The organism is Treponema sp. HNW, assembly GCF_050320395.1.
Taxonomy (GTDB): domain Bacteria; phylum Spirochaetota; class Spirochaetia; order Treponematales; family Treponemataceae; genus Treponema_C.
Genome location: NZ_CP144459.1, coordinates 1,961,216 through 1,982,025 on the forward strand (window position 1 = coordinate 1,961,216; position 20,810 = coordinate 1,982,025).

22 protein-coding genes are annotated in these 20,810 nt (G+C 43.1%); 17 read left to right on the top strand and 5 right to left on the bottom strand.

All coding sequences use genetic code 11. The features are described from left to right. Positions 1–24 precede the first annotated feature (24 nt). The 5 genes from rsmA to V1L52_RS09050 are packed head-to-tail and all read left to right on the top strand — an operon-like array spanning position 25 to position 3,919. Entirely contained in the window at positions 25–918 is an 894-nt protein-coding gene (gene rsmA / locus V1L52_RS09030) for a 16S rRNA (adenine(1518)-N(6)/adenine(1519)-N(6))-dimethyltransferase RsmA (protein ID WP_428768935.1), read from the top strand. Next, positions 918–1,676: a YggS family pyridoxal phosphate-dependent enzyme gene (locus V1L52_RS09035; RefSeq protein ID WP_428768937.1), complete on the top strand. Its 759-nt coding sequence runs from the start codon at positions 918–920 to the stop codon at positions 1,674–1,676. The genes rsmA and V1L52_RS09035 overlap by 1 nt, the downstream gene beginning before the upstream one ends. Next, positions 1,673–2,164, top strand: coding sequence for a hypothetical protein (locus V1L52_RS09040; RefSeq protein WP_428768939.1), 492 nt, complete (start codon positions 1,673–1,675; stop codon positions 2,162–2,164). The genes V1L52_RS09035 and V1L52_RS09040 overlap by 4 nt, the downstream gene beginning before the upstream one ends. Next, positions 2,164–3,165 carry an RluA family pseudouridine synthase gene (locus tag V1L52_RS09045; protein WP_428768941.1) on the top strand — a complete coding sequence of 334 codons (1,002 nt, stop codon included), beginning with the start codon at positions 2,164–2,166 and terminating at the stop codon, positions 3,163–3,165. Before V1L52_RS09040 ends, V1L52_RS09045 begins: the two co-directional genes overlap by 1 nt. After that, the gene (locus V1L52_RS09050; RefSeq protein ID WP_428768943.1) at positions 3,158–3,919 is read left to right on the top strand and encodes a pseudouridine synthase; all 762 of its coding nucleotides are present in this window, start codon (positions 3,158–3,160) and stop codon (positions 3,917–3,919) included. The genes V1L52_RS09045 and V1L52_RS09050 overlap by 8 nt, the downstream gene beginning before the upstream one ends. Here V1L52_RS09050 and V1L52_RS09055 read toward each other — a convergent pair. Beyond that, positions 3,902–5,341, bottom strand: a complete 1,440-nt coding sequence (locus tag V1L52_RS09055; protein ID WP_428768945.1) for a bifunctional folylpolyglutamate synthase/dihydrofolate synthase — start codon at positions 5,339–5,341, stop codon at positions 3,902–3,904. The two genes, V1L52_RS09050 and V1L52_RS09055, sit on opposite strands and share 18 nt — an antisense overlap. A 45-nt stretch (positions 5,342–5,386) precedes the next feature. Between V1L52_RS09055 and V1L52_RS09060 the strand changes: the two genes are divergently transcribed. Both V1L52_RS09060 and V1L52_RS09065 read left to right on the top strand, forming a co-directional pair. After that, positions 5,387–5,830, top strand: a complete 444-nt coding sequence (locus tag V1L52_RS09060) for an NfeD family protein (RefSeq protein WP_428768947.1) — start codon at positions 5,387–5,389, stop codon at positions 5,828–5,830. Between the two features lie 50 nt (positions 5,831–5,880). Further along, positions 5,881–6,783, top strand: a complete 903-nt coding sequence (locus tag V1L52_RS09065) for an SPFH domain-containing protein (protein WP_428768949.1) — start codon at positions 5,881–5,883, stop codon at positions 6,781–6,783. 97 nt (positions 6,784–6,880) lie between these two features. On the opposite strand, the gene V1L52_RS09070 is transcribed toward V1L52_RS09065, so the two are convergent. Next, complete coding sequence (locus V1L52_RS09070) at positions 6,881–7,318, bottom strand: Dps family protein (RefSeq protein ID WP_428768951.1); 438 nt, start codon at positions 7,316–7,318, stop codon at positions 6,881–6,883. Between the two features lie 216 nt (positions 7,319–7,534). Here V1L52_RS09070 and V1L52_RS09075 point away from each other — a divergent pair, with 216 nt between their 5' ends. The 5 genes from V1L52_RS09075 (at position 7,535) to V1L52_RS09095 (ending at position 12,585) form a co-directional block, all read left to right on the top strand. After that, complete coding sequence (locus V1L52_RS09075) at positions 7,535–8,518, top strand: LacI family DNA-binding transcriptional regulator (protein WP_428771820.1); 984 nt, start codon at positions 7,535–7,537, stop codon at positions 8,516–8,518. 33 nt (positions 8,519–8,551) lie between these two features. After that, positions 8,552–9,526, top strand: a complete 975-nt coding sequence (locus V1L52_RS09080; RefSeq protein WP_428768953.1) for a ComEC/Rec2 family competence protein — start codon at positions 8,552–8,554, stop codon at positions 9,524–9,526. Positions 9,527–9,567: 41 nt separating this feature from the next. Further along, positions 9,568–10,545, top strand: a complete 978-nt coding sequence (locus V1L52_RS09085; RefSeq protein WP_428768955.1) for a Bug family tripartite tricarboxylate transporter substrate binding protein — start codon at positions 9,568–9,570, stop codon at positions 10,543–10,545. 63 nt (positions 10,546–10,608) lie between these two features. Then, the gene (locus V1L52_RS09090; RefSeq protein ID WP_428768957.1) at positions 10,609–11,073 is read left to right on the top strand and encodes a tripartite tricarboxylate transporter TctB family protein; all 465 of its coding nucleotides are present in this window, start codon (positions 10,609–10,611) and stop codon (positions 11,071–11,073) included. Between the two features lie 18 nt (positions 11,074–11,091). Continuing rightward, positions 11,092–12,585, top strand: a complete 1,494-nt coding sequence (locus V1L52_RS09095) for a tripartite tricarboxylate transporter permease (protein WP_428768959.1) — start codon at positions 11,092–11,094, stop codon at positions 12,583–12,585. Positions 12,586–12,687: 102 nt separating this feature from the next. Here the strand turns inward: V1L52_RS09095 and V1L52_RS09100 are convergent, their stop codons facing one another. Continuing rightward, positions 12,688–13,128, bottom strand: a complete 441-nt coding sequence (locus tag V1L52_RS09100; RefSeq protein ID WP_428768961.1) for a hypothetical protein — start codon at positions 13,126–13,128, stop codon at positions 12,688–12,690. Between the two features lie 165 nt (positions 13,129–13,293). Between V1L52_RS09100 and V1L52_RS09105 the strand changes: the two genes are divergently transcribed. From V1L52_RS09105 to V1L52_RS09125, 5 genes are all read left to right on the top strand, one after another. Further along, positions 13,294–14,568 (top strand): ABC transporter substrate-binding protein, encoded by a 1,275-nt coding sequence (locus V1L52_RS09105; RefSeq protein WP_428768963.1) that lies wholly within the window; start codon positions 13,294–13,296, stop codon positions 14,566–14,568. Positions 14,569–14,632: 64 nt separating this feature from the next. Next, positions 14,633–15,526 carry a carbohydrate ABC transporter permease gene (locus V1L52_RS09110; protein ID WP_428768965.1) on the top strand — a complete coding sequence of 298 codons (894 nt, stop codon included), beginning with the start codon at positions 14,633–14,635 and terminating at the stop codon, positions 15,524–15,526. Then, entirely contained in the window at positions 15,516–16,337 is an 822-nt protein-coding gene (locus V1L52_RS09115; protein WP_428768967.1) for a carbohydrate ABC transporter permease, read from the top strand. The genes V1L52_RS09110 and V1L52_RS09115 overlap by 11 nt, the downstream gene beginning before the upstream one ends. A 5-nt stretch (positions 16,338–16,342) precedes the next feature. Then, positions 16,343–17,722 carry an FAD-dependent oxidoreductase gene (locus V1L52_RS09120; protein WP_428768969.1) on the top strand — a complete coding sequence of 460 codons (1,380 nt, stop codon included), beginning with the start codon at positions 16,343–16,345 and terminating at the stop codon, positions 17,720–17,722. Next, positions 17,712–18,755: a LacI family DNA-binding transcriptional regulator gene (locus tag V1L52_RS09125; protein WP_428768971.1), complete on the top strand. Its 1,044-nt coding sequence runs from the start codon at positions 17,712–17,714 to the stop codon at positions 18,753–18,755. Before V1L52_RS09120 ends, V1L52_RS09125 begins: the two co-directional genes overlap by 11 nt. Positions 18,756–18,770: 15 nt before the next feature. Here the strand turns inward: V1L52_RS09125 and V1L52_RS09130 are convergent, their stop codons facing one another. Then, positions 18,771–19,568: a hypothetical protein gene (locus V1L52_RS09130; protein WP_428768973.1), complete on the bottom strand. Its 798-nt coding sequence runs from the start codon at positions 19,566–19,568 to the stop codon at positions 18,771–18,773. Positions 19,569–19,572: 4 nt separating this feature from the next. Continuing rightward, entirely contained in the window at positions 19,573–20,802 is a 1,230-nt protein-coding gene (locus V1L52_RS09135; protein ID WP_428768975.1) for a hypothetical protein, read from the bottom strand. Positions 20,803–20,810: the final 8 nt, after the last annotated feature.

Here is a 20,810-nt window from a genome sequence, read left to right on the forward strand (position 1 = left end):
CAGATCCCTTTGAAGGAGTTTTGAGTGCACTTACCGGATTATGATTCGCCCTCTTTTTTAAAAAACTATTTGGACAGCCGGGGTATGGCTATGCAAAAAAAGTTCGGGCAAAATTTTCTCGTAAATCCGCGTGCGCGCGCCAAAATTGCCGAAGGAACGGCCGTAAGCGAGGGCATGAAGGTATGGGAAATAGGTCCCGGTTTGGGAGCCCTTACGGCCGAACTTTTAAAACAGGGCGCGATACTGACCGTTTTTGAAATAGACCGCGGTTTTATCCTTCTTCTCGAAGAGATTTTCTCCGACGAAATACAAAAGGGCCGGCTTAAAATCGTTGCAGGAGATGTATTAAAAACATGGAAGGAAGAATACAGGCTTTCAGGACCTCCCGACCGCTTATGCGGAAATCTCCCCTATAATATCGCCGCAAAAATCATCGCCGACACGGTTTGTGAAACCGTCCGCTTTGAACGCTGCGTTTTTACCGTGCAAAAAGAAGTCGCACGGCGCATGGCGGCAAAATGCGGTTCGGCGGATTATTCGTCTTTTTCGGTTTTGTGTTCCTGGGCCTATGATATACAGCCGCTTATGGATTTGGCCGGCGGAAGTTTTTGGCCGCGGCCGAATGTCGATTCTCAAGCGGTTGTTTTTACGAAAAAGGCGGATTTTCCCGCATGTAAAAGCCCTGCCGAATTTTTAAAATTGCAGCGGAACTTATTTTCCTCGCGGCGCAAAACCGTTAAAAATAATTTAACCGCCCTCTACGGAAGTGCCGAAACTGCACAAGCCGTCCTCAGCACAGCAGGTATCGACCCCAAAAGCCGTGCCGAAGACTTACCTATAGAAAAAATATGTTTACTTGCGGACGCATCCTGCAAGATAATGCAAAAAAGCGCAGTCCGAAACGGAGGAAACATATAATGAATAATCTTCAAAAAAACATTCAAGCAAATACGGACTGTATACGGGAATGCATAGAAAAAGCGGCCGAGCGAAGTGCAAGGAATGCATCCGATATAAAATTAATGGCCGTAACCAAGTTCCGTTCTACGGAAGAAATCGAAGCTGCCTATAGGGCCGGAATCCGCCTCTTCGGCGAAAACCGTGTTCAAGAGGCTCTTGAAAAATTCGGGAACACGGACATAAATCTTCCGGATGCGTCGTTGCACATGATAGGAAGTCTCCAGCGCAATAAGGTAAAATCGATTTTACCCCTTGTAAGCTGTATACATTCGGTAGACCGAATCGAATTGCTCGAAGAAATAGCCAAACGCTCGGCCGCCGAAGGGGAAATAAGTCCTCGGGTAAAGAGGCCGCTTAGACTGCTTTTGGAAGTACACACGGGAGAAGAATCAAAGGCAGGTTTTATGAATAGCGACGATATAGTCCGCGCCTTGGAATATGCCGAAGAAAAAAAACTTTCAGTATGCGGCTTTATGACTATGGCACCGCTCATACATAATCCGAGCGATAAGGCGGAAACGCAAGCGGTGCGAAACGCTTTTATTTCTTTGCGGAAAACTGCGGAAGCAATGCAAAAACGGTTTTCGGCTTTTGTATTGAGCGAGCTTTCGATGGGTATGTCGGGCGATTTTGAAACCGCAGTTGAAGAAGGTTCGACCCTGGTGCGTATCGGCAGCCGCCTTTTTCAAAATGCCGCTTCGGAGAATGCCTTATGAAAAAAACGGCAGCTATCCTGTGCATAGCGGTTTTTATGTTCTCCCCGGTTTTTGCTTCGGAAAACGAAGCCCTTCAAATTGAAGGATACGAAAAGGGAAAAGAACTTCCCTCGTGGGCGAAGGACTTGCGCCGGGCGGAAATAGTTACCCTGGGTTCCCTCCCCTTTACAACCCTCGGCACAACCCTCGTATATTCGCTCTACCGTTACGGTGCAAACGACTTTAAGCCGGCTTATATTCCCAATCCCTTTCCTCTTTCTTCTGCGGAAGCAAAATTGAGCACGAATGAGCAGATAGGCATTATCGCAACGGCGGCCGGAATCAGCCTTGCCGTCGGTCTTACGGACTTTATCGTGATGCAGGTAAAACAAAGCCGTAAAAAAAAGGCTTTGGAAAAAATACGTGAAGAACAGGGGACGGTTATCCGCATACGGGAAGCCGTCAACGAAAATCAAATCCCAAAAAATCAAAACGGAAGTACCGAATAATGCCTTCAATACGGTTTACCGCCGACATCAGTCTCTGCCCCCTTCGCCTCGATATATATGCAAGCACCGTCCAAAACATCAGCCGTTCGCGTTTAAAAACGGGCTTACGCCTTATCAGCGTAAACGGCAAAGCCGCAAAACTTTCACTTCGTCTCAAGGGCGGCGAAGAGGTTTTTATCGAATGGGAAGACCCTCTGCCGGAATTTATAGAACCGCAAAACATCCCCTTGGATATTTTATTTGAAAACGAAGATGTTACCGTAGTCAATAAGGCACAGGGTATGGTTACTCATCCGGGGGCGGGAAACCGCAGCGCGACCTTGGTAAACGCCCTGCTCTATCATTGGGGTTCCGCAGAAAAACTTGGGGAAGCGGCTTTTAGGACGGGAATCGTACACCGCCTTGATAAGGATACTTCGGGGGTTTTAATTGCCGCAAAAAACCGGGAAGCCGAAGTATTTTTACAAACCGAATTTAAAAAACGGCGCGTAAAAAAAGAATACATTGCAATCGTTCAGGGACACCCTCCTTCTTTGTACGGAGAAATTAAAAATCACATTGCACGTTCCCCTTCAAACCGCAAAAAATTTGCCGTAAGTAAAAATCCGGAAACGGGAAAATCCGCTTATACGGTCTACCGCTGTATCGGTATTTACGGGCCCTATTCGCTTATGCGTATACAAATCAAAACGGGACGGACCCATCAAATCCGCGTACACATGAAGCATTTGGGCTGCCCCGTACTCGGAGACCCCCTCTACGGAAAAAAAGATGCCCTCTTTACCGATGCATCTTTAATGCTCCATGCACGCCGTCTCGGAATCCGTCTTCCGTACATCAAAACCGAAGAAAATAGCGGCGCTTTAAAAACGGGTAAGCGGGATTTACAAACATTCAAAGCTCCCGTTCCTCTGCGTTTTAAAAAGGTTTTAAAAACGCTGCACACCGAATTTGAAGCAACCGTCCTTCCGGAAAATACCGAAAAGGTTTTGTATGACTGATTTGAAACCCGATTTACGGATATCGGTCATGGCATCCGATGCCGATTTTATCATTGTCGATAAACCCGCAGGTCTTCCTTCGGCCCCGATTAAAGAAGGGGATACACACAATGCGCTTTCGCAAATAGTTGAACTGTTCCCTTCGGCGGCGGGATTTTACGGAAAAAAGCGCATAGAAGGCGGTCTTGTCCACCGATTGGATACGGCAACGCGGGGCCTTTTGCTTGCCGCCCTAACACAAAACGCTTTTGAGAATTTTGAAAAACAGCAAAAAAACGGAAACTTTATAAAATACTATTTCGCATACTGCGACGCATACTGCGCGGCCTCATCTTTTTCGTCTGCACAACCGCTACCCCTTTATATCGAAAGCCGTTTCCGTCCCTACGGCGAAGGCCGCAAAAAGGTAAAACCGGTTTTTGAAAATGCGGGAAAATTCGATAGAAAAAAGGCAGGGCAAACCCTATACCGCACCGAAGTCCTGTCGGTCAATATGCCGCGCGGTGATGAAAAAAAAGCCCGCGTCCTGTGCCGCATAAACCGCGGCTTTCGCCACCAGGTACGCGCCCACCTTGCTTCGATAGGTTTACCGGTCATAGGAGACGTTTTATACAATCCCTCCTATGCGGGCAAGACGGATGCACGGCTTTTGTTTTTCGCTTCGGCGCTGCAATTCAACCACCCGGTAAGCGGCGAGAGGCTCCTTTATACACTCGAAGATATGCCGCTTCCTGAATCAGCCGAAACTTTGTAAACAGTTTTTAACTTCGGCCGCAAGGTAAAACGAGCCTGCAGCAAGCAGCACCTTGTTTTCGCTTTCGGCGCATTCAAAGGCACTGTGTATTTCGGCTTTGTAATCGGGAGAACCGTGTAAAATCGGAGAACTGAAAATGCCGCCCCCTTGTATACCGGCCGAGCCGAAAACAGATTCAAAACTTTTGCGTGTTTTTTCGTAATCGGAAGCCTTTACCGCGCCGGGAACGGTCAGCGTTATGCGGCTGAACTCGCAGGCCGATGAGCGGATAATACGGGCAAGCGTTTCCACATCTTTATCCGCCGCACAGGCAAATAAAAGGTGGCAGCCGCTTCCGAAACGCGAATAAAAACTTTTTAAAGTACCCGTTAAACTGTTCGGGGTATGACAGCCGTCGATGACGACGGTACCGCCGCCCCTTTTACCCCGAAAAGAGGTTATTTCAAAACGGGCGGGAAGAAAGGCTTTTTCAAAACCCGTTTCTATCACTTCCTCATCCAAATCGGGAAGAACGGTTTTTAAAACGAGGGCGGCCAACGCCGCATTTTCCGCTTGAAACTCGCCTGCAAGTTTTAAATTGAATGAAAGCGGGCGCAAAAAAAATGCCCGATTTGCCGAGGCGGGCTTTTTGAAAGCAAGGCTCACCTGCTGCACAACCGCGCTGTTCGCAGCTTCGACGCTTGGCAGTACCGCATGATATTCGAGAGATTCAAGCACCTCATCAAGAAAATAAACGGGAGAGCCCGTTTTTTTTGCGGTATTTTTAAATACGTTTTTTACTTCAGGCTTTTGGCGAGTACAGCAGACGGGAATACCCGGCTTGATAATACCGGCTTTTTCCGCCGCAATCATCTCAAGGGTATTGCCCAAATACTCGGTATGCTCAAGTTCGACGGATGTCAAAGCGCATATTTCGGGGACAAGCACGTTTGTTGCATCGAGACGGCCTCCCAACCCCGTTTCAAAGACCGCCCAATCCATAGCGCAGCCGCGAAAACACACAAAGCAAAACAGGGTCATCAATTCAAACCAGGTAGCGGGCTTTTTGTCGTCAAGTTTTTTTGCCGTTAAAAGGTCGGCAGCGGGAATAAAGTTTTTCAAAGCCGTTTCATATTCGGTTTCGCTTAAAAAGCCCGAAGCTCTTCGGATCCGTTCGCGGACATCGGATACATGGGGAGATGTATACAATCCCGTATTAAAGCCCGCCTCCTCCAAAACCGAAGCGCATAAAACGGAAACCGAGCCCTTACCCTTTGAACCCGCTACGTGAATAGACTTATATGCTTTTTGCGGATTTTTAAACTCGGCACATAAAAATTTCATCGTATCAAGCCACAGCGCATCTTTTTTGGGATTTTTTTCAAAGTTCATATATTGTTCAAGCCATTGCTCAAACCCGCCCATTACCGACAAAGAGTCCATAATCTCACTATAGCATAAAAACAAAAAATGCGGTATAGTCTGCTTATGAGAGAAATACTTACCGCAAGCCTTCCCTGGGTGTGGATTGCCGTTGCGGTCATTTGTTTTGCGGCCGAAGCTTTGACCATGCAGCTTACAACCATATGGTTTGCCCTCGCCGCCCTTATTACGGTTTTTGTGTCGCTGTTACCGATACCGCCGGTACTTCAAGTATTTTTATTTTTAATCATTGCCTGCACTCTCTTGATTTTAACCCGTCCCTTTGTCAAAAAAAAGCTGGAAGCACGAAAAATAAAAACAAACGCCGACAGTCTTATCGGGCAAAAAGCGCTTGTGCTAAAAGACATAGGCGAGTTTGAAAAAGGCGAAATAAAAATCGAAGGTAAGGTATGGACTGCCAAAACCGCCGACGGTACGCTTCTTGCGGCGGGAAACAAATGCATTATTGAAAAAATAGAAGGCGTTACCTGTATCGTCAAATCGCTGTGATGTATTGTTGTAATTACACAAATTCTTAATTTATTAATTCAGGAGGAATTATGTCTGTATATGTATTGTTTGCGGTTATTTTATTGATTGTGATTGTCATCATTCCGAACATCAGAATCGTTCCGCAGTCAAAAGCTTTTATCGTCGAGCGACTGGGCGCTTACATCGCAACCTGGCAGGTGGGTATCCACGTAAAAATCCCCTTTATCGACCGCATTGCAAACAGGGTTTCGCTTAAAGAGCGGGTGCTCGATTTTAAGCCCCAGCCGGTTATTACAAAAGACAACGTTACGATGATGATTGACACGGTTATTTACTTTCAAATAACCGACCCCAAGCTGTACACTTACGGGGTTGAAAATCCGATGAACGCGATAGAAAATCTTTCGGCCACCACATTGCGCAATATTATCGGCGAACTTGAATTGGACGGAACCCTTACCAGCCGCGATGTTATCAATACGCGCATGAGAAGCATTTTGGACGAAGCGACCGACCCTTGGGGCATTAAGGTAAACCGTGTCGAAGTAAAAAACATTATACCGCCGGATTCCATTCAGGAAGCGATGGAAAAACAAATGCGCGCCGAGCGCGAACGCCGCGAATCCATATTGATTGCCGAAGGGCAAAAGCAGTCGGCTATTTTGGTCGCTGAAGGAAAAAAAGCTTCACTGATTTTGGAAGCCGAGGCGGCAAAAGAAGCGGCCATTAAAAAAGCCGAGGGCGAAGCGCAGGCTATTTTGGAAGTGCAAAAGGCGACGGCAGACGGTCTTGCAATGATTAAAAGCGTTGCCGCAGACGAAGCGGTTATACGCCTTCGAAGCCTTGAAGCGCTTGAAAAAGCGGCAAACGGTCAGGCAACCAAGATAATCATTCCTTCGGATATTCAGAATTTGGCGGGAATCGTTACGTCAATCAGCGAACTGGCGAAAGATACTACAGGTAAAAAATAAAGAGGATAAAAAAGCGGGAGGACTTAAAACGCGCACTCCCGCCTTAAAAAAACAGGGCTGTCCTAAAGGCATTTCCTTTTTTGACAGCCCTCATCTTTCAGTTTTGAGAAGATTTTAACATCCAGATTTCTTTTTCCAGATGCTCTATAAGACCGGCTAAAATAGCGTCGGTTGTTGAATCGTTGCTGTCGGCAGCTTCAATTCTCGTGGTTTGCAGTTCTTTTGCCAAGTATTCAAAATCGGCAAGAACCATTTTAATTACTTCGGCAGGCGTAAAAGTCCGTGCAGCTTCTTCTTTTATTCCGGATACTTCAAGATAGCCCTTCATTGTTGAAGGAGCTTTTTCTCCGAGCTGCAAAAGTCTTTCGGCAACGGCATCGTAGGCTTCCGTCATCTTTTCGTAATAGCTTTCCGTAAGCTCGTGAATGGGCTTAAACTCCAAGCCTTTTACATGCCAGTGATAATTGTGCAGTTTTACATATAATACCGCAAAATCCGCCGTGTGAACGGCTAAACGCTTTGTTATGTTACTCAATTAATTACCTCCGTAAAAATATCCGTCGGGATATTTTCAAGTGTTAGATAACTATAATATAACCTTAAAAAGAGAAAATCGTCAACTAAAATCGTAAAAAAAGAAAACTGCCGACAAAAACCGCATTAGGTGAAAATATTATTTGACAAGTTCAAAAAAAGGACTTATACTAAAATGAGAACGGTTTCATAAAAGGACGATATTATTAATTCTACAATCTTAGACGTTGCCCAAAAATGCGGTTATTCCAAAGCAACCGTATCGCGGGCATTTGCAAATCCTGAAATGGTATGCGAAAAAACAAAAAAAGCCGTATATGATGCGGCAAAAAGCTTAAATTATACTCCGAATGCGATAGCCCGTGCGATGGCCCGTCAACGGACGGATAATATCGGCTTTATTATATATGAAAAACAATATCCGGTTATATTGAACCCTTTTTATTCTCAAGTATTCGATTCGGTATTGGAAACCGCTACTGAAAACGGTTACAGCGTTTTTATATCATCGGATAAGGATTTGCGTTTGCCCAGCGGCGAAATCTATATGAAAAAACATCTTGACGGAGCCATTATCGCAGGGCAAACGGATACGGCAACGATACGGAGCTTCCGTAAGCAAAATATTCCCGTCGTTATCTTAAACAATATTGTCGACATGGAAGGATTACACTGTATTACGGCAGCCCACTATGAAGGGGCGGTCAGTGCCGTTGAGTATTTAATAAAAACCGGACGACAAAAAATCGCCCTTCTTGCAGGCCGATTTTCACCGCATATTTACAAATCGCGCCGTAAAGGTTACGAAGACGTTTTAAGGCAAAACAAGATTCCTATTGATGTATCGATTATTGCGGATATTGAACCGACAGTACAGCACGCCTTTGATTGTGCAACGGCAATGTTGTCATCGGCCAAGCCCCCGCAAGCATTTTTTTGCACCAATGATACGATTGCGATCGGCGCCGTAAAAGCATGCCTGAGAAAGGGCCTGCGTATTCCTGATGATGCTGCAATTATAGGATTTGACGACAGTGAAATCAGCCGCATTATTGAACCGGAATTGACGACAGTAAAAATCGATATGCAGGCTATGGGAAAACTCGCCGCATCGTATTTATTCGACCTGATAAAGGGTGCCGGGCATTTCAGCCGAGTCATTGAGACAAAAACGGAATTGATTATCCGGCAAACAGCCTAAAAAATTGAATCGGAAAGGATTTTAGAGGAAAAAATGAGATTTACATGTATAAATGTAGGATACGGTGATTCTTTTTTATTGGAATGTGAAGATTCCGTCATACTCGTCGACGGAGGCAGCGCACTTGATTCCGAATTTACGGATTCGTCATGCCGTATACGTTCGGCCGACTACCTGATAAAAGCCGGTATCAAACATATAGATACCCTGATTATAACCCACATACACGAAGACCATGCAGCCGGCTTGGCAGCCGTATGTAACCGAATTCCGGTCAAAAAAGTCCTCATCCCCTACGCTCCGAAACTTTTTAAAAATCGAATCATTCCGCCTGCACATGAAAATGCTCCGGAAAACGTCACACTTTTTGCGCAGGCACTATACCGATTTACGGATATTATGCAATTATGCGAAAGCCGGGGAATTCCCGTAGAAGAAATAAGTGCCGGCATGAATATCCCTGCCGGCAATTTACAAATACGGGTTTTAGGCCCGGCAGAAAAAGATAAAAACGCTTTTATTGAAGGCTTACGGAATTTTTTCTCCGCCCCGCCGGAAGAACAGCAAAGCAAATGGTTCCCCTATTTGGATAGGATATCGAATGCCGCAAGTTTATTGCTGAAAATTTCGAACAAAGACATTCATCTGTTATTATGTGCGGATAACTGTCCTGCAAATTGGGACAGATCAATTTTTCCTTTACTTAAAAATGTAACCGTTCTCAAATTACCCCATCACGGGCAAAAAGATGCGGTAGATGAAAAAATTATGGCAATGATGAATCCCGACTACATATTAACAACGGCATCTTCCGACAGGCGGCATAACAGCGCCGATCCGGCAGTGTATAAAATGTTGACGGAATTATATGCGCCGAATAAACAGCCCGTCTTTTTATTCAGTGACGGGATAAATTATGAACCGTATTTTTCACGGGAAAAACCGTTTCAGGCTATTCGTATATCTTTTGGGGAAAACGGCTCTTCCCCCGAATTTGTTGATGTGTAATATGTAGTTTTACATATACGTTTTTCAGTAAGGAGGTTTTTATGAAAAACAAATTTAAAACATCGGTATGCATTATGCTCATGGCCGCATTGTGCACAGTATCATTTGCAATGGGAAATTCCGAACAAAAAAGCGATGCCTTTCCTACCAAGCAGGTAACGATTATTATGCCTTGGAGCCTGGGAGGAGGCCCCGACACGATTGCCCGGCAAGTGGCTTCTTACGGTGAAAAATACCTCGGTGTTCCGGTCATCGTTGAAAACAAAACCGGCGGAGCCGGAACGATTGCAATGACGGCGGCATTGATGGCAAAAGATGACGGTTACACAATGGTTGTTGCAAACGGTCCCCTGTTTTCTTTAACTCCGGCATTCCAAAAAGTAAGCTATACTATTTCAGATATTACTCCTCTTATCGGTATGCGTGTGGTTGAATTCGTCGTTTTAACCAATCCTTCCAAAAGCGGTATCTCTACTCTGGAAGGACTTAAAAAAGCCGGCAAAACAATCAAATATGCAACAACGGGCGGCCCGGGAAATGACAGTTATACTATGATTTCCGTTTTATTTAAAAAACTCGGTATTCCGGCCGAAGCCGTTCCCTATAACGGCGGACAGGATGCGATTAATGCTTTGGCCGGCGGCCATGTGGACGTTGCCATCGGTTCTCCGCCCGTTTACCGCGACTATGTAAAGAACGGACAATTCGTATGCTTGGGTACATTTATCCCTGAAGGTATTGAAGTTGAAGGAATCGGCCGTATCCCCTCTTTTAAAGAACAGGGCATAGATGCGGAATTTGTCGGTATGGATTATTTTGCAGTGCGCTCCTCGGTTGACGAAAATAAAAAGAAAGTTCTTACCGATTTCATCAAAAAAGTATATGCGGATCCCGAATTTCAAAAATTCATGAAAGGTATGGGAATGGAAGCATGGGGTGCAGGCGAAAAAGATATTTTGAAAAATATCGATGATCAAACCCTTGCTATGAAAGATTATATAGATTTGGTAAAAAAATAAAAAGACAGAGGCGGGTTCGGATTGTAAAAATCCGAACCCGCCCTATCCTATTAAGGGGGCAATATGAAAATAAAATACAATAATGAAATCATTGCGGGAACGGTATTTATGATTATTTCCGCGGCGGCATGGTTTTTAATTCCTTCGCAAATTCCGACCCTCGAAAAAACGGCTATAACGGCAAAAACGGTACCGGCTATCGCTGTCGGAGGACTTTTTTTATTTTCACTTGCTTTATTTTTTCAAGGGCTGTTCGGTATGCCTAAAAAAGAGGTACGTATAAACACCGAATTTCTAAAATCGGAAAAAGTAAAAAAAGAATTGCGCTCTTTTCTTTTTATTGCACTTTTACTCATCTATGCTTTTCTTATCGGAAAAATCGGCTTTCTTATTTCCACACTGCTTTTAACGATTGCAATATTGATTTTTTACGGTGCCCGCAAATGGTATTATTACGGCATTGCAGCTGTTACCGTTTTTATAGTTGATTTTGTTTTTTCCGTTATGCTGCATGTTTCATTACCGTAAGACAAAAGGAGGTTTTAAGTGTCGATTTTATTGGACGGACTGCATCTTTTATTTGCATGGCAAAATTTAGTAATAATTCTTGTAGGACTTATTCTAGGCATTATAGTGGGTGCCATTCCCGGTTTAACATCGGATTTGGGAATTATTCTCTGTATTCCGCTTACTTACGGAATGGAACCGGTCATGGCGATTTTGATGCTTTTGGCTATTTATTGCGGAGGAACATACGGCGGCTCAATAACCGCTATTTTAATAAACACACCGGGAACATCCGCGAATGCGGCAACCTTATTTGACGGTTATCCCATGACCCAAAAAGGCGAAGCCTATAAGGCCTTGTCTATGGCGCTCTATGCTTCTACAATAGGAGGCCTCATAAGCGCCTTGGTACTTTTGTTTGCAGCACCGCAAATCGCCAAAGTAACCCTATTGTTCGGACCCGCGGAATATCTCGCCTTATCGATTTTCGGCTTATCGGTTATCGCGGGCGTATCGAATAAAAGTATTTTCAAAGGTCTTATAGGTGCATCTATCGGTATCTTTGTATCGACAATCGGTATGGACAACATCAGCGGAACGCCGCGCTTTACCTTCGATAATATCAACCTGTTGCGCGGTGTCGATTTGATTATAGCCCTCATCGGTCTTTTCGCTATTTCCGAAATTCTGATGAAGTCCCAATACAATCCGAAAACGGATCATAAAACCGTTTCCGCAAAGAGCGTTACAAAATGTAAAATAACAAAAGAAGAATACCGCCGCTGCCGCAAGCCTATTTCCATCGGTTCTTTAATCGGTGTGATTATAGGGGCAACTCCCGGAACCGGAGGCGGTTTGGCGGCCTTTATTGCATATAATCAAGTGAAACAAAGTTCAAAGCATCCCGAAACCTTCGGGACCGGAGAAATAGAAGGAGTTGCCGTATCCGAATCCGCAAATAACGGTGCATGCGGAGCAACCATGATTCCCATGCTTACATTGGGAGTTCCCGGCGACGGTGCAACGGCTATCTTAATGGGTGCCTTTATGGTACACGGTATGATTCCGGGCCCGAGACTCTTTAGGGATCAGGGAGATATTCTCTATGCCATTATGCTGGGGCTGATTGTAGTAAATATTTTTATGTATATTGCCGGAAACGTTTTTATTAAATTCTATGCTCATATAACACGTATTCCGTATGAAGTACTTGCATGTATCGTATTGACTTTTTGTTTAGCGGGTTCTTACTCGACAAACAACAGCATTTACGATATGTACATTATTATCATCTTCGGAATAATATCCTATTTTTTACGGCGTATGGATTTCCAGTTGGTACCGATTTTATTGGGCATTGTGCTCGGACCGCTTGCCGAAGCAAATTTCAGACGGGCTTTGATTTTATCCGACGGTTCTTTGATGATTTTTATTACGCGCCCCATAAGTTTGGCTTTTTTACTGATTGCGGCAGCTTCAATTATTGTATTCGGCATAAAAAGCAGAAAAAATCGGATTGCCGCCTCCGATTAAAGCTCTCGTTTCGCACAGGGAAAATTATCGGGTATTCGGCCTACCCTAAGACGGGCGGATTTATATAATCTATCGTCTTACGGCGGGCTTACCGGATTAAGATTAAGTCTTTACATTATCACCCTGAAATTTTTGTAAAAGACTTTGTACCTGTTCAAGCTTTGTGCGCAGTTCACGTACTTGATTTAAGCTCGATATAATTTTTGACTGCATATACACATCGGTAAAAATACCGTCAAAAGCAATATCGGCAATAACAGAAAAGGTTCCCGTATTCATACGGTAATCGGTCGGGATGGAAATCTCTTTTATAATGTTTTGCAGATGTTCCAATAAGGTTTGAATGCGGTTCATCGTTTCGGAAACCGAACCGAGTTTAAAGTGTTTTATCATATCGACAATCAAACCGCCGCCGAAAACATCGACAAAGCCCCAGTTGCGCGCACTTTTAAATTGTTTTTCCGCCTTGTCTAGAAGGGGAAACAACTCATTCAGTATCGCCTGCGCACTGCGTATTTTTTCAATATCATGTTGATTGGCCATAATGCATTATACTAGCACGGATATGAGAACGGGACAAGAGGGGTTGTTGTTCCTCAAAGTATTGTTCGGTCTAAAAAAATCCTTGACAATTCCCCTAAAGCGTGCGATAATTTAGTCACAGTGATTAAACGTTTAATCACTGTGACTAAAACAAAGGAGTGAAAAATGAGAAAACTGTGTATTGTACTGTGTATTCTTTTACAGGGAGCCGTCGGCATACTTTTTGCTTCCGGCCGCAATGATAAAGCGGAATCGATAAAGTCAGTAAGTATGAAAATCATTACGTGGACAAGCAATCAAAAGCAAATTGACTTGTTAAATTCTTTTATACAAGAATTTGCGATGCAAAAAGGGATCCGCATTGAACCCGTATTTGAAACGGTGCCCTTTGCTGAATATACAACGAAACTGGCACTGCAATTACAAGATGCAACACCACCCGATATTTTTTGGATTTTGGAAACGTCAGCTCCGACTTTTATAGAATCAAAAGTTCTTATGCCGCTTAATAAACAGTTAGAAGCATACAATGTATCCGATTTTTCTCCCAAATTATTGGAATTATGGACTAAAAATAACAGTATTTATGCCGTTCCTTTTTCCAGTTCACCGTTTTTTTTACTCTATAATGAAGATTTATTCAAAGCCGCAAAGATTCCTACACCGGCGGCACTTGCTGCAAAGGGGCAATGGAATTGGGATAACTTTAGAAAATCAGCAGCAGCTATAAAAAAAGCAACCGATATATGGGGATTTCAAACCGTTGACGGACAAGGCTTTGATGCAAGAGTGTTACATAACCTTTTACCTATCATTCGCTCTTACGGTGGAGATGCATGGAATGAAAAACGAGAGGTTACAATCGATTCACCCGAATCAATCGCTGCTGTACGCTTTTTCCACGATATGCTATTTAAAGACGGTTCCGTTGTTCCTCCGGGCAACCAAAGCGACTTCTTTTCCGGTAATGCCGCTATGACAGTTGCACAAATATCCCGTATTTCAAAACTAGCCGATGTGTCATGGAAATGGGGAATTGCTCCGATGCCTGAAGGTCCTAAAGGCCCCTCTCCCATACTTGGTCAAGCAGCGATAGCCGCAGCTGCAAAAGGTAAAAATGCAGTTTTAGCAGCTGAATTGGTCGCTTATATGACAAATAAAGAGTGTGTCACACGTATGGCAGGTATTTGGCCCCCGGCCAGAATATCAGTCCTTGATTCTTCGGAATTCCTTTCATCAAATAAGGCTGTAGAACCTGCTTTAATGAAAACGGCTATTGCCGATTCTTTAAAATCAGGAAGGGTTTTACCTTCTCATATTCAGTTTCCGCAAATCTCAGTTGAATCACGCACGTTTTTTGACAAACTGTGGTCGACAGATGCTGATATTTCGACTATTATGAAAGAGATCGGAAATGTTTATAGAAAGTATATAAAATAACAATGCCTCGCGGGTTGTTATATCACCGGACCGGCAACCCGTAAATTTTTCTATAGGATAAAAAATGCTTACCAAAAACAGAAGATGCCCGCAAGCCCTTGCAGGCTGGTGTTTTATAGCACCCCAAATGATCGGTTTTATATTTTTCGTACTCATTCCCCTTATCACGGTTTTTACCTACGCATTTGAGGAAAAAAACCTCTTATTCGGTACATCCGTATTCACAGGCATCAATAATTTTAAGCAATTAAAAAATGATGTACTCTTTCAAAAAGCTTTTTTTAATACGCTTGTTTTTTCTGCAGGTGTAGTTCCGCTTAACTTAATTTTATCATTATGGGTTGCTTTATTTTGTGCACAAAAAGCTGCCGGTATTAACTTGATACGTTCAATAATCTTTTTACCTGTAATAACATCGGCAGTAGCATGGTCAATTGTTTGGAAATATCTTCTTCAAGGCGGAACAGCAGGACCCATTAATTATTTTTTATCTTTAGCCGGTATAAATGGTCCTAATTGGCTTATGACGCCGGGATGGGCTATGTTCAGTGTTATCGTAACGCGGGTTTTAAAAAATCTGGGAATGAACGTACTTATTTTTATAGGCGCTATTCAAAATATGCCTATTGATGTCATAGAAGCCGCTAAAATCGACGGTGCACAGTCTTTTTCTTTATTTTGGAAAATAAAACTCCCCTTACTCATTCCGACCGTCTTAATGGTAACAATTGTAACGATAATCGGATCAATGAGAGTATTTGATTCCATAAAGTTATTAACTGACGGAGGCCCTGAAGGTTCGACAATGGTGATGGTATATTATATTTATCACCAAGCATTTAAAATGTTTGCAACAGGTTTTGCTTCGGCAATTGCCGTTGTATTGTTTTTTATAGGTTTACTTCTCACCGTTTTACAGTGGTCTCTGCGCAAAAGGATATCCTACTATGAAGCTTAAGCCTCTTTCCTATATTCCTTTACTGGTGCTTTCAATAATATTCATATATCCTTTTTGGTGGATGATTGTCAATTCACTGAACACTGCATCAGATATTTTGAATATTCCTTCTTTATTGCCCCGCTCATGGCAGTGGACCAATTATATTGAAATTTTTAAAGTACAACCTTTTGCCCGCCAATATATCAACACCTTGTTCATTTCCATACTCGGAACAGCAGGCAATATTATGATTTCAACACTTGCAGGCTACGGTTTTGCGCGTCTTAAGTTCCCTGGAAGAAATACGGCATTTATATTTTTACTTACAGCTTTAATGATGCCGATAGAAGTGACAATTATTCCACTGTTTTTTCAAATGAAAGCTTTACGATTGCTTGACACCTTTGTTCCGCTCATACTTATCCCTATTTTTGCTTCCCAAGGAGCTTTTTCGACTTTTTTAATGCGTCAATATTTTATTACGTTACCGAAAGAACTCGAAGAAGCAGCTAGAGTTGACGGTTTAAATCTCTTCTCTATTTTCACACATATTATGCTGCCAAATGCGGGACCGGTAACCGCATCGGCAGCCATTCTTGCTTTTTTATCGATTTGGAATACCTATTTGGAACCCTTGGTATTTATTAATACTTTAAAAAAATTTCCCCTTTCACTTGCACTTGCAAACTTCAATGATTCATACGGTTTGCCTCAATGGCACCTCCAATTAGCCGCAACAACATTATCGATTATACCGATTCTGCTAGTCTATTTCCTATTTCAAACACGCATTTCAAATGCTATGGTTAATTCGGGTATGAAGGGGTAGTGATTATGAGACATAATACGTGCAATCAAAAAAACAGCTTTGATTTAATTGTTGTCGGCGGCGGAATAGCAGGAACATCGGCTGCCATCGCTGCAGGAAGAGAGGGCCTTTCTGTTCTTTTAATTGAAGAACAGGGTTTTTTAGGCGGAAGTCTCACCGCCTGCGGAACTGGTCCCATGATGACCTTCCATGCAGGAAATCGACAGGTTATTCGTGGAATTCCCGATGAGCTTATTCAAAGACTGAAGACAAAAGAGCTTTCTGTCGGACATATTCCCGACTCTACAGGTTATACCTATTCGGTGACCCCTTTTGATGCCGAAGGCATGAAACGTGAATTGGAATTGATGGCAGCCGAAGCAAGGGTTACAATACTTTATCATGCTGTTCTTATAGATGCGGCAGTATCGCAACAAGAGTCTAAAATAGAATCCATAAAGATTTTTTCCTGCGGAAATATATATGAGTTTTTTTCCGATTATTTTATAGATGCGACCGGGGATGCGGACTTGACTTACATAAGCGGTGCTGAATATGTTCAGGGTAGAACAAATGACAACAAAGACCAACCCATGACCTTGAATTTTAAACTATATAATGTAGATATAAACAAAATCCGTGAACTTATGGAAAGTAATGTGAACCTGTTTCCTTTTTTAGCACAACGGGAAAAGGGCCTTGAAAAAACAGCTGTAAGATTATCATGTTCGGGTTTTGTCGATTTGATGAAACAAGGGCGTAAAAACGGCGAATTTAACTTCGATCGGGATATAGTTCTTTTTTTTGAAACAAATACCGAGACTGAAGTTATTATCAATATGACCAGAGTTCTAGGGGAAAATCCGGTTGAGGCTTTTTCTTTAAGCCGAGCCGAAATTGAAGGCAGGCGACAAATGTGGGATTTATTTTATTTTTTAAAGAAAAATATTCCCGGCTTTGCAAATTCCAAATTAATGCAATCAGGCCCGAATATCGGTATACGAAGTTCTCGACGCATAAAAGGAGAATATACATTAACGGCGGCTGATATTGTATCTGCAAAGAAATTTCCGGACATGATTTCTTTATGCGGCTACCCGATAGATATACATTCTCCGGATGGAACGCATACCGACCATCAATTTTTAACGGAGGGCACTTATTACGGAGTACCCTATCGTTGTTTACAATCATCATCAATAAAAAATCTCCTGGCTGCGGGGAGAAATATTTCATGCGAATTTGAGGCACACGCAAGCTTAAGGGTGAGCCCAAGCGCCGGTGCAATCGGACAAGCGGCAGGAACCGCTGCATCACTGGCTTTTTTCAATAAAATAGATTATAATCAAGTCGATATTATAGAATTAAGACGCTTATTGACCAAAAATAATGCGTGTGTGGATTAGATTGTCTGGTGGTAATAAAATCAACGAAAAAACGGTATATAAAAAGATAACCCTTAAAGATGTCGCGCAAAAAGCGGGAGTATCCTATGCGTCCGTATCGGCTGTTTTAAATAATTCGCCCGAAAACCGTATTCGCGTAAGTGAAAAAACAAAGCAAAAAATTTTACAAGTTGCAGATAATCTAGGGTACTTTCCCGATATAATGGCACGTTCTTTGAAAAGCGGCAAAAAATCTTTAATCGCTGTTTTTACGTATGAAAAAAAATTCCCCATAGAAGGAAATAATGAATTTTACGGTTTTTTCGTCGGTGTTGAAAAAGCTTCGGAAAAAATCGGTTATGACTTACTCATAATCAATCGACGTCCTACAATTGACGATAAATTCTCCAGAGTTTTATTTGCCGATGGAGCAATTGTTATCGGAATTCACAAAGATGCTGAAAGCATCAAAACTCTTGTACGCCAGCACTTTCCCATCGTTTTTATCGGGCGTCGTGAATTTGAAGGTATAAAAACCAATTGGATAACATTTGATTACGAAACGGTCATCTGCGAGCTTCTTGAACATATGTATAAAAAATATGTACGCTCATTTATTTACCTTGAAGACATCGATTCGCTAGGCGAAGCTTCGCAAGATAAAAAAAGGTTTTTACTTATAGCGGCGGCAAAAAAAGATATGCACATAAAAATATACAAAGTAAATAGTAGTTGTATATTAAAAAAAGATTTTATAACTGATATAAAAAATAAAAAGGCGGTTATTTTAAGCCGAATAAAGCAAATTGAAGATTTTGAAATTTTGTGCAAACAGGAAGGTATCATCATCGGACAAGATATTCTTGCAGCTGTCTTAGAAGATGATTGGACCGGCCGCTTTTCTCATTGGACCCGCTGGAGTAATAAGAGAGCGGAACTAGGAGAAAGTGCGGTAAATCTTTTAATAAAACATCTTGATGATTGTAATATCGAGTCAAAAGAAACCGCTGTCAAACCCGAACTTATAATAAGCCGAACAACACAGGGGAAATAAGCTCTTATGCTATGCTTACCTTTTTTGTCCCGGCGTAAGCCGGGCGGAAAGAATAATCATACTGCGGTCAAGGCCGCGGTTATCGACAAGACCTCCGGTAGAAATATAGGCCTTTAGACCGATTCCGGCAGCAGCACCGCTCGGAAATATGTAATCCCACGAAAAATGAAGGGCCGGATAGAAAAAGCGTCCGTTTTGCCAAAACCACTTGTTCATTAAGCGGATGTGTGCATCTTCCGACGAAGCAACATTGATTGCACGCGCGGCAAAACGCAGCAAAAAAGACGGGCCCAAGCCTGCGGCAAAAACGGAGTTTTTTACGGGGAAATGAAAGAGGACGGGAGAATCGAACATTATTGCGGGAACGTAGGCAATCCTCTGTTCAATTTCGGCAGGAAGAACAAGCTCACGTGTTTTATCCCAAAAATAAAAAGAAGCAAAAAAATGACCGTGCGGAGCAACCGATAAAATCATAGTTTTGTTTGTGTAGAAGGGGAAGCGGGCGCCGGCTCCCACGGTAAAAAGAACGGGAGAAGGAGCACTGTTTTTATCGGTATTTAAAACACCGGCCGCACCTAAGGTAAAGACAAGGCGGCCTATCGGAGTTTTTTTCAGGGCAGAGTCGTCCCTTTGCAAAGGGGAATCGGGGAGTGCTTCATCGGAATCGATGGCCGATTCGTCGACCGGTATCTGCATATTATCTTGGCGCTCTGCAGCGGAAAGTTCCTGTTCGGTATTTTCTTCGGCATATATCAGAGCGCCTGTTTTTACACATAAAAGGGTTACAATCAATAACACATACATCTTTTTCATACTGCTATTCCTCACTTCCATATAAAACTTCTTCAAGGTTTACGGCAACAAAACCGCTTCTTCCCGTTTCAAAAAAGGCCGTTTCTTCCCACGCGGCAAACAAGGTGGAACCGGCGATTAAGGCACATGAATAGGTATAACCTGCAGAAAGGCGCGGCAGTTTAAAGGCTACGGGCTTTCCTTCGTTTATGACGTGCTTCATCGGCAAAGTACCCGCAAAGCAAACGGTTCCGTCCTCAAAAAAAACCGCCGAATACGAGTCTGCAGCGGACGCAAAGGCTTGTCTCGGATCCGGAGCATGTTCATGCCGGACAAAACGGACGGGAGAGCGGCCGCCTTCAACCCTGTATTCAAGATACCACGGAATCCCGGGCGGAACGGGCACAAGCACATTTTTAAGGCGGGAAGGCATAAGCAAAGCATCACGGGGACGGATTTTTTCCCGATAGTCATTCACCTCGATTTTTTCTGAAACGATTTTCGAAGACAGCCCGTCTTTTTCCCGGTCGGGGTCCGGATTTCTTTGTCCGAAAGATATTAAAGATTCGTTTGTTTTAAATGAATAGGCATAAAAATCGGTACGCCGATTCTCGTCTGTTTTTAAAAGTACATACCACAGATTGTCTATGAAAAAAAGTTCGCGAATATCAGCTTGTAAGGGCCAATCAAAATCTCCCCTGTACAGCAGGGGATTAAAACAGTGTTGTTCGGTATCATAGCGTATTAAAAATGCATCGGATTTTTTCGAAGATTTCTCGGCAAGATTCTCCTGTCCTGAAGAAAAAATACTGTTTGTGTATAAATTAAAAACCGGAATATCGTCAATACAAAACAAAGAACCGCAGGCAAAATCGGAAAAAATATCGCTATCCTTTACAAGCACGGTCTTTGATGCAATACCGTCCCGCTGCATACCCGAAGCGGGCGGGCAGACAAGTAATCCGAGTTTATTCACTAAAAAATAGCCCGTATCGTCTATGAGAACGGAAGAAGTAATGCGGACTGCCTCGGTCCACGGTTTTTTTTGTATCGGGGGAGCATTGCGCGGAACATCGGTTTCTTTAAAACCGTCGTCCGTAAAATAAAACCAGCGGTGCGTCGGCACCCCGCCTTTCCGATGTGCATTTAAAATACGCGAATACGTAATCGGCATCTCTCCTTTCTTTTCGGAAGAACAAGCTGCCGCATAAAATATAAGCGCGCAAAGACTGGATACAAGCAAGGCCCTTTTCATCGTACTAC